The sequence below is a fragment of the Candidatus Hinthialibacter antarcticus genome, assembly GCA_030765645.1.
Taxonomy (GTDB): Bacteria; Hinthialibacterota; Hinthialibacteria; order Hinthialibacterales; family Hinthialibacteraceae; genus Hinthialibacter; species Hinthialibacter antarcticus.
Window position 1 is genome coordinate 80112 of sequence record JAVCCE010000059.1, and the last position, 14260, is coordinate 94371.

9 protein-coding genes are annotated in these 14260 nt (G+C 53.3%); 7 read left to right on the forward strand and 2 right to left on the reverse strand.

Annotated features, from left to right (window positions below; all coding sequences use genetic code 11):
• The first annotated feature begins 13 nt into the window (after positions 1-13).
• The 7 genes from P9L94_14365 to P9L94_14395 are packed head-to-tail and all read left to right on the forward strand — an operon-like array spanning position 14 to position 10578.
• Positions 14-1138: a Rid family hydrolase gene (locus P9L94_14365; GenBank protein ID MDP8245264.1), complete on the forward strand. Its 1125-nt coding sequence runs from the start codon at positions 14-16 to the stop codon at positions 1136-1138.
• Positions 1139-1142: 4 nt separating this feature from the next.
• Positions 1143-2915, forward strand: a complete 1773-nt coding sequence (locus tag P9L94_14370) for a hypothetical protein (GenBank protein MDP8245265.1) — start codon at positions 1143-1145, stop codon at positions 2913-2915.
• Entirely contained in the window at positions 2912-4534 is a 1623-nt protein-coding gene (locus P9L94_14375; GenBank protein ID MDP8245266.1) for a CRTAC1 family protein, read from the forward strand. The genes P9L94_14370 and P9L94_14375 overlap by 4 nt, the downstream gene beginning before the upstream one ends.
• A gap of 11 nt (positions 4535-4545) precedes the next feature.
• The gene (locus tag P9L94_14380) at positions 4546-6930 is read left to right on the forward strand and encodes a multiheme c-type cytochrome (protein MDP8245267.1); all 2385 of its coding nucleotides are present in this window, start codon (positions 4546-4548) and stop codon (positions 6928-6930) included.
• Between the two features lie 12 nt (positions 6931-6942).
• Complete coding sequence (locus P9L94_14385) at positions 6943-8121, forward strand: two-component regulator propeller domain-containing protein (GenBank protein MDP8245268.1); 1179 nt, start codon at positions 6943-6945, stop codon at positions 8119-8121.
• A complete protein-coding gene (locus tag P9L94_14390; GenBank protein ID MDP8245269.1) occupies positions 8118-9431 on the forward strand; it encodes an ABC transporter substrate-binding protein in 1314 nt (437 codons plus the stop codon). The genes P9L94_14385 and P9L94_14390 overlap by 4 nt, the downstream gene beginning before the upstream one ends.
• On the forward strand, positions 9397-10578 hold the full coding sequence (locus P9L94_14395; GenBank protein MDP8245270.1) for an ABC transporter substrate-binding protein: 1182 nt from the start codon (positions 9397-9399) through the stop codon (positions 10576-10578). The genes P9L94_14390 and P9L94_14395 overlap by 35 nt, the downstream gene beginning before the upstream one ends.
• Here P9L94_14395 and P9L94_14400 read toward each other — a convergent pair.
• Entirely contained in the window at positions 10572-12389 is a 1818-nt protein-coding gene (locus P9L94_14400; GenBank protein MDP8245271.1) for a glycosyltransferase, read from the reverse strand. The two genes, P9L94_14395 and P9L94_14400, sit on opposite strands and share 7 nt — an antisense overlap.
• Positions 12382-14229 carry a glycosyltransferase gene (locus P9L94_14405; GenBank protein ID MDP8245272.1) on the reverse strand — a complete coding sequence of 616 codons (1848 nt, stop codon included), beginning with the start codon at positions 14227-14229 and terminating at the stop codon, positions 12382-12384. Before P9L94_14405 ends, P9L94_14400 begins: the two co-directional genes overlap by 8 nt.
• Positions 14230-14260 lie beyond the last annotated feature (31 nt).

Below are 14260 nucleotides of genomic sequence, written 5' to 3' on the forward strand. Positions count from 1 at the left end.
GTGAACAACATCAATGCTATATGCAACAGACTCCACACGAGACCTCGTATTTATTACGGTCACCTTGGAAGCAAGTGCGGATGATCCCGTATTCAATGCGTTTCATCAACTTGCCAACTACCTGAACAGCCGCAACGCGGTGTTATTGCAAGAGCGTATCTTTGCATCCACCAGCGAATTTGCGCGAATCCAGGCCCAACGCGCCAAGGCGTTTGAAGGGCTGGGCGATGCAGTCGCGGTTGAGCCGACTTATATTGACGGCGCTGATTGCGAAGGCGCTCCTCTGGCGGGCATTCATGCGTTGGCAACTTGTCCGAAGTCGGATAAAGACGCGCCGCTGGTCATGCATGAAGGCCGGGCGATTGGGCGCTTTGTGCATGGGCGCGAGGCGGAATATTGCCTATTGTCTGATGTCAGTGCGTGGACAGGCCAAGATGAGCAAAACCCCTGCCGCGAAACCACGCAAGCCATTCAATTTGCCAACGACTGTTTGCAACGCCATCAGTGGTCCTATAAAGACGTGCGCCGCACCTGGTTTTATCTCGACAATATTTTAGATTGGTACGACGACTTCAACGCGGCCCGTAACATATTGTATAGCGAACTGGGCGTGTTGAACGGCAAGGCCAATTCGATGATTCCCGCCAGCACCGGCATTATGGGGAGCAACGCCAAGGGGCACCGCTGTACCTTAGATTTACTCGCCGCCCGTCCACAAGGCGCCAAGTGCTTTTACGTAGAACGCCTCGTCAACAACAAGCAAAACGAAGCAACGGATTACGGTTCCGCCTTTTCACGCGGGATGGCGGTGAATACCGAAGTGGGACGCTATATGTTTATTTCTGGCACCGCGTCGATTGATGAAGACGGGCGTACCGTCCATCTAGACGATTCAGAAGCGCAGATTCGACGCACGATGTTGAACGTCAAGGTGCTGTTAGAGAGCGTGAACGCAGACTTGTCGCACATTTGCCGCGCGACGGTGTTTATGAAATATGCAAAAGACCTGCCGCTGTTTCGCAGCATTGCGGCGGAGTTTGGGTTTCCTGATATTCCTTTGGTCTGTACGGTCGCCGATGTATGCCGCGACGACTTGTTATTTGAAATCGACGCAAGCGCAATCTTAAATTGGGTGTAGCGCCATGCCTTCATACCTCACGCCTCGCTGTTTGCGGTGCACTGTCACCGCATTGCTGTGCATTTTTATTGTGCATAGCCAGCCCGTTTTTTGTTTGAATCAAGACATTCTCTTCGTCCAAATTCCAAAGACATCTTTAGAATCGGGATTCATCGGAGTTCCTGGTGGACGTTATGTAGACGGTTGCCGCATCATGCGGCTGAACCGCGACGGCGAATTGCAAAACCTGACGGAGGGTTTCGCTTCCGCCTGCGACCCGGCCGTTGATTTTGACGGCAATACGATTTACTTCACGGGTAAGCGCCATCCCGGCGACAATTGGCTCCTATTTAAAATGAACGCGGACGGCAGCGAGAAAGAGATGATTCCCACGGGGATTGCTCATAGCGTTTCGCCGTTGCGGGTTGGCTCGCTGTTTCATCTGAATGATGAGCACCCAGCGCCGCGTTTGGTATTCGTCGGGGCGGATGACGGTTGGTTAGAAACAATTGAGCATGATTCCAGCGCGCTCTATTCGTGTTGGATGGACGGCAGCGGCGTGCAGCGAATTACACATAACACGCTTGCGGATTTTGATCCGACCGTGTTGCCGAACGGGCGCGTGGTTTATAGCAGCGTGCAAGCAGTCGGAAACAAGTTGCCAAATTGGAAACTGATGGCGGTCAACATCGACGGCGCTGACGCCATGCTTTATTTTGGGCAAGATGAGCCGTTCTTTCGCATGTTACAGCCAGCAGCGTCACCCGATGGGCGCGTGTATTTTATCGAAGATGGGCGTCTCTCTTTTGTCGAACAATGGCGCCCACTTCACACCTACAAAAATCTTGCGAGCGGTTGGTTTTTGTATCCCTGTCCGATTGATGACGAATCGATCGTGATCTCAAAAAAAGAAGGCGACAAAGACATCTATGCTCTTGTGCGGCTTTCCGCCCAATCCGGCGCCGTGCTTGAAACGGTCTTGCAAGACAGCGAATACCATTGCGTCGATGCGCAAGTGTTGGCGCCGAACGAACGGGTCGACGGGCGCTCTAGCGTTGTGGATGTCAGAAAAGAGTCGGGCGTATTGTATTGCCTGAACGTGTATGAGAGCCAGCATGGGTTGGTTCGCGACCTCTCGCCTGGAGGAATCAAAGCAGTGCGCGTGATTGAAGGGCGCTATGGCAACCACTCCCCAGGGGGAAAGACGCTAGGCGAAGCCCTGGTAGAAGAAGACGGCTCGTTTTATTTGAAAGTCCCGGCGGATACGCCGTTGAGTTTGCAGCTGCTGGATGAAAGCGGCGAAGCGCTTCGGACGCAATGCGGCGCGATGTGGGTGCGCCCGGGCGAACGGCGCGGTTGCATCGGCTGCCATGAAGACCCGGAACTGACGCCGCCCAACCGACTGGCGCAAGCGGTAGTCAAGCCGGCGTTCGATTTCACGTCGACGGCCCCAAAGCCTTGGCTGGATTTTGTCAGCGACATTGCACCGATGCTTGCTTCGACTTGCGTTCAATGCCACGACTCAACCCATCGGCTTGATTTTTCTTGTGACTCGACAAACAACCGGGAAGTCAAAGCAATCTATGACAAATTGACGCATGCGGAATCTCTCTCGTTAGACCCCACCAGCTCGACTGTTGGGCTTCTATACATTCAAGCCGGTTCCATTTTGCTAAGCCCGATTGTTCGCGAGATGCGCGACAAACCGCATTCGTTGGACGCAGACGTGATTCAAACATTCATTGACTGGATCAATCAGGGCGCGCCGTATTCTATTCAGACGGGAGAACAGCAATGAAAAGCATTCTGCTTCCGTTGATTGCTTTGGTTCTATTCGCTTCCACTTCGCTGGCTCAGGACGTTTTTCCGCAATTTACTGATGCGACCGAGTCGGCGGGCATTCATTTCAAACACAGCATCGGCGACGAAAAGTTAGATAACATCATTGAATCGACTGGCGCGGGTTGCGCGTTTTTTGATTACAACAACGACGGCCAACTCGACATTTATCTTGTCAACGGAAGTTACCTGGCGGGGATCAACAGCATCCGCGGACGCAATCAACAAGGCAAGTTAAAGAACGCGCTCTATCACAATAACGGCGACGGGACCTTTCGCGACGTAAGCGAAGCGGCGGGCGTGGCGGATACCGGTTTCGGCATGGGCTGCGTGACCGGAGACTACGACAACGACGGCGATGCGGATTTGTTCGTGACCAACTACGGGCCGGATGTTCTTTATCAAAACAACGGCGACGGCACGTTTTCAAATGTCACCCAACAGGCAGGCGTCGAAGACGACCGCTGGGGCATCGGCGCATCATTCTTTGATTATGACAAAGACGGCGACCTCGACCTCTACGTCGGCGCCTATATTTTGTGGGACCCCGAATACAACTATTACTACGCGCCCGACAAGTTCCCCGGGCCGCTGTCGTATCCCGGACAGCAGGACGCGCTCTATCGCAATAACGACGACGGGACCTTCACCGACGTAACCGAAGCCGCTGGATTAACCAATCCCGATGGGCGCGCCATGGGAGTGGCGACCTGCGATATCGACAATGACGGCTGGGTGGATATCTTCGTCGCCAATGACGCGATGGGAAACTACCTCTACCGCAACCTGGGCGATGGGACATTTGAGGACATCGCCTTGTTGACCGCGACCGCATTCGGGCAGAACGGCGAGGCCCAGGCGGCGATGGGGCCGGAATTCGGCGACTTTAACCTCGATGGATTTCTTGACTTGCTGGTGCCTGATATGACCTACTGCTGCCTGTACCGCAATACGGGCGACGGCTGGTTTGAAGAGATGAGCAACAAGGCGGGGGTGGCTGCATCCTGCGGGCAGTACACCAGCTGGTCTGGCAACTTTTTAGATTTTAATCATGACGGTTGGATTGACATTTTTCTCTCCAACGGCGACAGCCACAAACTCGACGCGGAAGAAGACCTCATCTTGCTCAACCAAGGCGGCGAGCGCTTTGAAGACGTTTCGGCGCGGCTAGGCGCCGCCATGCAAGATAAGTTCGTTTCGCGCGGATCGGCGGTGGGCGATTATGACGGCGACGGCGATTTGGATTTATTGATTGTGAACTTGAATAATCGCTGCCGCCTGTTGCGCAACGACGGCGCCTCGAATACGCCCTGGCTGCAAATCAAACTGCAAGGGACAAAAAGTAACCGCGACGCTTACGGCGCTGTCGTTCAAGTCACCGCCGGCGGCAAAACCCAAACGCGGTATATCACCAGCAGCTCAGGCTATTTGTCGCAGAGCCAACAGGCCGCGCACTTTGGCCTGGGCGAGAACAAGAGCGCTGAGCGCGTTGATATCCAGTGGCCTAGCGGCGAAAAGCAATCATTCGAAAACGTGGATGCAAACCAAGTATTGACCATCAAAGAACCTCAACAATAACGGATTGAGCAATGAATATACATCGGCTGGTTATTCTTTTTTTCTCCATTGCGTTAGCAGTTGCGTCGATGGTTTCGGCTGCTGAAGACCGCGTCTATCTCGGCGAAATCTCGTGCCGTGAATGTCACGCAAGCGCCGTCCACCAATGGCGGCAAAGCGCCCACGCCCGCGCCTACGTTGTGCTGGGGATGCCTGAGTCGAAAGAAATCGCCCGGCTGTCCGGCGTCGATGTTGACCCGTTTGAAAGCCCGATCTGTTTGGGCTGCCATACCACCGCTTCTGATACGGAAGCCTGGGAGCGCGACGCGGAGTTCTCGTATGAAGAGGGCATTCAATGCGAAATGTGCCACGGCGCCAGCAGTTCGTATCTCTCCATGCACGAAACCAGCAATTCGGATGAAGCGAGACAGGCGGGATTGTTCATTCCTGACGAACGCTTTTGTATGGTTTGCCATAAAGAAAAGGGATCGCATACATCCGTTATCGACGTGAAGCCGTTTGTATTCTCTGAAGCATGGAAGCAGATTTCTCATTCAGAAGAGTATGGCAGAGACGCTGAATTAGACCCCGCTTGGAAACCGCCGCAGCCCAACCGCAACCAAGCGGGTGCTTATGAAACGGTTGAATACAAAACGCCTTGGAACCTGACGATTTCTCAAGACGGCGCCCGCTTGTTTGTTGTGTGCGAGGCGTCTGATAGCCTGATGGTATTGAATACGCAAGACGGCGCGATTCTGGCTGAAATTGAAGTCGAAAATCAGCCGCACGATGTTTGCTTGTCGCCGGATGAATCGCGCATTTACGTCTCCAATCGTGGTTCCGACAGCGTTTCAGAACTAGATGGGCGCAGTTATGAAATCTTACGGACATTGATTGTCGGCGACGAACCGCACGGAGTGATGATCGACGCCGCGAACCAATTTTTATACTCCGTGAATGCGGGCAGCAGCGATATTTCCGTTATCGAATTGTCATCGGGCGAAGAAGCCAAACGCCTGTCTGCGGCGCGGGGCGCTTGGGCGATTGCCTCCAGCCCCGATCACAAAACTGCGTATGTGACCAATAACCTTTCGCACTTTGTCGGATTTCGCGAGCCTTCGCGTTCGGAAGTTACGGTTTTGGATTTACAGCGCGGGGTTGTGAAAGACCGCGTGATGGTTCCTGATGCGAATCTGATTCAAGGCGCCGATGTCTCTCCTGACGGCGAATTTGCGTTGTGTACGCTGATCCGAACCAAGAACCTGGTCCCGATGACGCGGGTGTTGCAAGGCTGGGTGATAAACAACGGCTTCGGCGTGATTTGGCGCGACGGGCGCGTTGATCAATTGTTGATTGACGGAGTCGAGAACTATTTTTCTGATCCGACCGATATTGTGTTCCGACCGGATGGACGCTTCGCCTATCTTAGCGGCGGCGGCGTCGATGCGGTTGCCGTGATTGATATTGAAAAAATGAAATCAGTTTTGCAAAACGCCTCTGACCGCGACCGCCGCGAGCGTCTGCCCAATCATCTGGGCGTTAGCGCAGAGTATGTCGTCAAACGTATTGCCGTCGGACGCAGTCCGCGCGGGATGGTCGCGTCGCGAGACGGGCGTTTCATTTATGTCGCGGACGGCCTTGACGATACAGTGTCGGTGATTGATGCGCAGACGCAAGAACGCGTGAACGTGTTTGACCTGGGCGGGCCGGAAGTCATTACCCAGGAGCGTTGGGGCGAACAGATTTTTCATAACGCGCGGGTCACGTTTGGGCGTCAGTTCTCATGTCATTCCTGCCATCCCGACGGCGGCGTCGACGGCATTACTTACGACATCGAGCCGGACGGCATCGGCGTACAGCCGGTCGATAACCGCACCTTGCGCGGCATTCTCGATACGGCGCCGTTCAAGTGGGAAGGCACCAACCCGACGTTGAAACGCCAATGCGGCGCGCGCCTTGCGGTGTTCTTTACCCGTATTGATCCTTTCACGCCGGAACAATCCGAAGCGCTCGACCGCTATATCTGCACCATCCCCAGGCCGCCCAACCGCTTTCGTACCGGCGACGAATTGACCCCGGCGCAACAACGCGGCAAAGCGATGTTCTTTAGAACGCATGATAACAGCGGGAATGAAATTCCTCTGAATGATCGTTGTTCCACATGCCATCCCGCTCCCTATTACACCAGCCGCACCGTTGAAGACGTCGGGACAAAATCGCCGCTGGATATTCATGGCGAGTTTGATGTACCGCATTTGAATAATATTTATGCGACTGCGCCTTACCTGCATGACGGGCGCGCGCCGACGCTGGAAGAAATCTGGACGGTGTTCAATCCACAGGATGAACATGGCGTCAGTAACGATATGACCAAAGATCAACTTAACGATTTGATTGAATTTTTGAAAACGCTGTAAAGGAGAAATGGCATGTGTTGCCGGATTACATCTCTCGGTTTTATGCTGGCGGCTTGCATTGCGATTGCGGCGTATGCGGATGACGCGATGTTGCCCGGCGAACCCTTCGTTTATACGGAGTGGGAAACTTTTTACGCGGAAGAAAACGGGCTGCCTAACGATCATATTTTTGCGCTCAAAGCCGACGGCGACCGCCTATGGGTCGGGACGGAAAACGGCCTCGCCTGCTATGAAGACGGCCAATGGAAAACCTGGACGGAAGCGGACGGCCTGCCCTGGCGCGTTGTCAGCGGAATCGCAATTTCACCAAAGACCGGCGATGTGTGGCTGGGATTGTTCGGCGGCGGCGTGGCGCGGTTTAGCGCAGGGCGCTTCGACCATTTTCATCAGCTCAACAGCGGCTTGGTGAATGACGTTGTCTACGGCGTCACCATGGTCGGCGATGAACTCTGGGCGGCGACCACCGCAGGGACCAGCCGCTATAACACCGCCAGCGGCGAGTGGGAAATCTATACCGAAAAAAACGCGCCGATGGAAGAAATCTGGTGCTACAGCATTGATTCCGACCCCGCAAACCAAATGATTTACCTTGCCGTCTGGGGCGGCGGAATCCTTGAATACGATATGAAAACCGGGCAATGGACGGACCATCACGACCCTGATGGCGAAATGGAAATTGATCTGTATCGCGACGACGGGTTGATTCACATCATCACCACTTCCGTTTCATTTACTCAAGGCGTGATGTGGGCGTCGACGTACTTTGGGCTGAGTCGGTATGACGGACGCCATTGGCGCGGCTACATGGACCACGACAGCGGACTGCGCAGCAATTTCATCAACTTCGCCAAAGGCCGTGGCGGTTCGGCTTGTTATAATTGCACGGATGAAGGGTTCTCTGTCCTGACGGATTTTGAAAATGACGTTTGGGTTTCATATTACAGAGAGAGCGAAGACGCCAAACAATGGTCGGCGAAAATCCAAGTCGGCGCGAATGAAATTAGGACGCAGCCTATTGATCTTAATTTGCCCAACCACTACTCCATCGTCTGCGAATTTCAGGGCGAGGATGTCTGGCTTGGAACCGGGCACGGCCTGGCGCGCGGCAAGGGCGCCGGGTATTGGCCTGGATTAAAAAAGAAAACCGCGTTGGTCCTTCCACAAGAGGCGATCCAGGGAGAAACGCCATGAAATTAAAATTTTCGATATTGGTTGCTTCGGCATTGGTGTTATGTTGTTTCAATTTCATTCAAGCGGATGAAGAAGCGGCGGCGCCTAAATACGGCGACACGCCAGCGGAATACGTTCCATTTGGGAAATTCACAAAACCGTATAAAGAATTTTTTTTGGAACCGTTAGAATATACGGGCTATGGGCGGAATATTCCCGAACCGCAAGGGCTTGAATCAATCCGTATTGGTTTCATCGGTCCGATTGAGTCAACGGTGTCGGTCGCGACGGGCGGTATGTCGCATGAAGAACCGTTGGGCGTACAGATGCTGCAAGGCGCGAAACTCGCCATCCAACAGGCCAACGCAAACGGCGGCTATCGCGGCGGGGTTCCATTTGAGTTGATGGTGCATAACGACAATGGCTTGTGGGGCGCATCCGGCAGCGAAATCATCGACATGGCTTACAAAGAAAAGTGTTGGGCCGTACTTGGAACCATCGACGGCGCCAATAGCCATATCGCAATTCGGGTGGCGTTGAAGTGTGAGATTCCGGTGATGAACACTGGCGACACCGACCCGACGTTCATTGAGACCAACATCCCCTGGGTGTTTCGTTGCGTGACAGACGACCGCCAGATGTGTTATTTGCTGTCGGATTATGTCTTCAAAAAATTAAAACTGACGCGCGTTGCGGCGTTGCGGGCGGGCAACCGCTATGGACGCATGAGCATTGATGAATTTCGCGACGCCGCCAAGCGGCTGGGGCATCCCTTTATGGCGGAACTGCAATACCCGCTTGGTTCCGACGATATGCGGCCTCAGTTAAAGCGCCTGCAAGCATTGGACGTTGAAGCGATCATTACGTATGGTGACGCGCGCGAATCGGCGTTGTTGCTCAAGCAAATGCGGGAAATGGGGATGCAGCAATGGCTCATCGGCAGCGACCGTATGGTGAGCGACGAGTTTTTTGAGATCGCAGGCGATGCGGTTGCGCAGGGCAAAGTTGCGGCGGGATATCCGTTTGATCCAACCCGCGACGACCCGAAGTGGGTCCAATTTCAAAAAGACTTTCAGGCGCAATTCAATACAGCGCCGGGCCATTTCGCCGCGCATTCATTTGACGGCATGAATATGGTACTCGACGCGATCAATCAGGCGGGATTAAACCGGGCGCTGATTCGCGACGCGCTGGCGAACACGAAAACCTATCACGGCGTGACCGGAGATAAAGTGTTTGACGCCGTGTTTACCGACCGCAGCCCCGCGACCTTAGCGTTGTTGGAAGACGGGGAATTTGAAATCTATACGCAAGATGAAGTTTTCGATTAATCGCCGTCGCGCTTTGACTGCGCTCATCAGCGGGATGGGGGGATTCGTTCTTCCATCCCGTTTTGCGTTTGGCGATCAGCAAACGCCGTATAAGCGTATGTTTGACGACCCGTTGCAATTCACCGGGCCGGATGGCTCTGCGTCGGGCGATCAATATTGCATCGGCGTCTTCTCGCCGGAGTCGGGAGAGCGCTCTTTGTTGGCGGGCGCTCAACTCGCGGCGGATGAAATCAATCAAGCAAAAATGCTCGACAAGCCGTTGCGTTTGATTCAGCGCTGGGCGGACGGTCCCTGGGGCGCCGGGTCGCAGCAACTCATCAAGATGGCGTACGAAGATGACGTGATCGCAATCATCGGCGGGCCGGACAGCGCCTCGACCCATGTCGCGCAGCAGATTGCATTGAAGGCGCACTTGCCCTTGTTGGCGCCAGCCGCGACCGACGCGACGCTGACGGAAATTCGCGTTCCTTGGATTTTTCGGATGCCGCCCAGCGATGACGCAATGTCGGCGGCGTTAATGCAATCCGGCTGCATCAAAAACAATACGCGCATGGGCATGATCTACGCTGACCTGCATGATGCGCGTATGGCGGCGACGGCGTTTCGCAAAGCGTTGCAAACGCAGAACGCGCCGCCGTTGTTTGATTTTATTGTTCCTGATGAAATCGGCGCGATGGAAACCGCCATGCAGCGAGCGGCGCAATTTTCACCGGACGTAATCTGGGTGTGGTTTCATCAAGCGCATTTTAAGAAGTTCATTAAAAATGCGAAGCGGACGAATTTATGCAAGCGCATTCTGACGCAATGGAAAACCGACGACCCGGTTTCTATAAATAAATCAAGTGGGATTTCTATTACATCCGCTGCGCCGTTTTGGTGGGATACAGGTTCTATAAAAATTCAGAAATTCACAAAAAAATATTCAAAATTTATGAACGGCTCGAAGCCGTCCTATCGCGACGCCTTCAGCTATGATGCGATCAAGATGATTGCGGAAACGATCAAACGGGGCGGGAATTCGCGTAAGCAATTGCGCGACGCAATTGTAGGTCTAAATGGTTTCGAGGGTCTTGCCGGGCGTTATGAATGGGACAACGGCAATGGAAATCTTCTACAGCCCGTTGTTGTTCGATCAGGCGTTTATTGATTGATGAATGAACGCTGCATGATAGGCTCCACCCAATCCAACCAATTGTTGTACGTCCAATCGCGCTGAACGCGCTGCCAGGCTTGCTGGCGGATATCATTCATTTGTTCGGGATGCTGAAGATAAAATTCCACTTTTTGAACGGCTTCATCTAATGACTGGTACGACGCATATTCTTTGCCCGGTTCAAGAAATTCATCGAAGGCGCCGTCGGATAATTGAAAGCCGCCCATGCCCGCGATATTGAAGAAGCGCATGTTTGGCCCGGTCAAATGCCCTGTTGAATGAATATTGATAAAAATTGCGCCGCGCTTGAATAGAGTCTGCTCTTGCTCCATCGGCAGCGGGCCGTGTAAACATGAGGTCAACGGCGAATTGGGGGGTCTCCTCCAATTGCCATAGACGTGCAGCCCCTTGTCAGCGAGACGTTCGAGAATTTGCATGCGGCGCGCGGCGGTTGATTGGCAAAGCAGATAGCGAAACGCTTGATAGGATTCGTCCTCGCCTAAATCCGGGATGGGATTTTGCTCGAGGTAATCATATAAATTCAATTGCAAATCAAATTCGCTTAATGCGCGTTCCGCTTCATTGATTGCGTTGAATGCGCGTTCGCGCGGTTTCCAGACTTGCAGCCAATGGTCGCGTTCGGCGGATTGCAGCCCAAGCGAGTTGCCGACGAACACGATTGGTAGTTCTCCGCAGGTCGGCGTAGGCGCGTCTGCGACGTAGTCAGCCATGATGGGAACAAAAGCCGCTTGCGGCGCGCCGCGTTGTTCATAGATCGAAATCAGGCGGCGGTCGATGACGGCGCATATCTCATTGTCGTAATACTCGCGATCATAGTACGCGATGTTTGAAACCACTTGCACCCAAGGCGCACCGACCGCGTCGAACAGGTCGGGCGCCATGATTTGCGGCGCATGGTAGGCATAACTGGCGATCAGTTCCGGGCGGAATTCATCAAGCGTATTGAGCAGTGTATGTTCTAACTCGCGCCGATACTCGCCCAGGCGCTGATCAAACCGAAAGCCTTTTAATTGAATCACGCGGTTTTGAATATTTCGCGCATTGAGCGCTTTTTGCATTGCTTCAATGTGCGCCTGCTGCGGGGCGCCAGGCCAACAGTCGAATAATAAAACGCGTTCAATCGGTTGTTTAGAATTCTCTGCCGTCTGTTTGAGCGAAGATAGTATTTCGCTTCGTTTTGATTGCGCCGCCTGGCTGCGGTGTGGATAGTCTGCTTGGAAACGCTCAACGATAGACTCATCGACTGCGTCGTCAAATACGATGCAGCAAGGCGATTGAGCGTTCCATAAACTGTTGTCATCAATGGTGCGCCATAGGCCGGCTTCCCTATCAGGCGTGATTGCAACTATGAAGCGCCCAGTCCTGATTGCATCGCGCAAATCATTGGTGGAAAGGCAAAGGCGCATTCGTTCTGTGGATGGCTCCAAAACAACAACGCGCAATCGAGGCCGCTGTTGCAACAAAGAGGCCATCGGTCCGGCTGCGTATCCGGCTTTGCTTCCAATCAAGACGGCCAATTCTGAATCCGGTGGAATGCTTTGCATCGCGTTGCGAATGGCTGCAATCTCTTGCGCGGGCGACTGGCCGAATATCCATTGGTCCGGGTTTTTCAACGATCGAGCAGCGACTAACGTACCGAGAGATTGCACCTGGATGTCTTCATCATTGGTTGGGAACTGAACCTGTGTCGTGATTTTAGAACCGAACGCATTTAAGAATTTCAGATTGGCTGTGAATAGAGCCGTATTGAATTCGTGCAATGGAAGCCAAGTTGGATTATTCATCAGCCGTTACTCCATAGCGTTCTTGAATGCGCTGTTGGAACGTACCGATTGCGCGCGGAACGCGGACGCTATACAAGTGTTCGCGCATGACCCGCGCGCGTCCTTTTTCGATGATGGCTTGCCGTTCTTCATCATGATTTAGAAAATGCGAAATCTTCGATTGGAGTTCATTCAGATCATGATAAAACGCCATTTCAATATCCGGCTCAAAAAATGAATCGCCGCCGTCAATCCAATCGGTCAGGATGAATCCGCCGACCAAGGGGCAGTTATAATCGCGCTGGTTCAGGCTGGTCAGCGCTTGCAGGCTATGAATGTTGAGATTGATTTTGCTTGAATAGAAAATGTTGGGGACGTCGCGTTCGGGGTCCGCCGGGCCGCAAAAGCAATCAAGCAAAGGGTGGTTTTCTAAATAGAATTTCCAATCGTCATTGCCATAAATCTTTAGTCCAAACGGTCGCGCCCGTTCCAACACGGCGATACGCCAATGCGCGTTGGCGACAATATACATGGCATAACGAAGCAATCGCGGCGCGTCATCGCGTTCGTCATCAATGACGCGTAAACCAAATTCGCTTTGGAATTGCAACAAGAGCGACTGATAACTGCGGTCGCGTTGTTGCGCTTTACAGCGGCCTGCTTTTTCCGCCAGCGCTGCTTCGGACGGCTTAAGGTGCAGCTCGTCGGCATTGAGGCATTTTACCTGCCCGATGTAACTGACAGGCGAAGCGAAGCATTCATCATATTGCGCCGTTGCGTGGTCCATATCAGCGACGTAAGGAAAAAAATCAACGCTTTGGGCATTCTTGGCCCGCAAGTCGTCAGCGTACGCGTTGTCCCAGGTGAAGACGAAGTCATGTTCGCCGAAGGCGTCGTCAACAAAACAATTCGGGTCGTCGATGCACCAGATAAAGCGCGGCAAGCGAAGGTGGTCGAGTTGTTCGCGCCGGGCGAATTCAGCCGGGGAGCGGTTAATCATCATCATGGCGTCGGGACGCAATTCAGCGATTTGTTTTAATAACCGGATGTCGCTGCGGAAGCCCGGCTCATGGTAGACGACTTCCATTTGATTGCGTCGGCATTCATCTAGAAAGCGCTCTTGAATATACGGGACAGCCTTTGCGGGATCGTTCGCCGTCGACGGAGCGAGTAAATGCTGCAACTGAGATCGGTCTTTTTTTGCGTAATACACTTCGGCGCCAGTCATCATTTGTTTAAAACGCGCTTTGCCATCGCTTGCGCATTGACGGATGAGCGCTTGCAACTCCGCCCAGGCTGACGTGCGGTCAGGACGACGCGCCGTGAGAGAGAATAAAATGTCGGGTTGATCGCAGGCGAAGTAATTATGCTCCCAAATCAGAGTTCGTACCTGATCGGCCCAATCGCCGCCGACCGCCCAATCAATGCGGTTGCTATTGATCCAGGGCAGCAGCGAACAGGCGGCGAGGGCAAGGTGTAATTGACGCAGGTCTGGTTCAACGATGACCGCCGCTTTGCGCGGCGCTTGCGATAAGTACGAGGACAAAAGTTCGAGGCTGTACCCTAAATCGCTACCCAATACAAAAATAACATTAGACGTTTCGATGGCAGAAAAACGGTTGATTTCCTGCTCTTGTATGCGCCGCTGTTTCTCAATGGTTTCAGCCTCAAGTTGCACATCAAATATTCCATCGGCTTCAATCGCCGCTTCAACCAAATGGTCTGGCGACATCCGCAGCCACAGCGCTGCATCGCCAATGTCGTTGACTGGCAGCGGCGAAAGCCGCCCGGTCAACGCGCTTTGGTTTTCGTGGTATATCTCAGGAGAAAATTGTGTATGGCGAATCCAGGAAGAATTCATATTAGTGAAATTTAGTTTTCAAGTTTAAGAT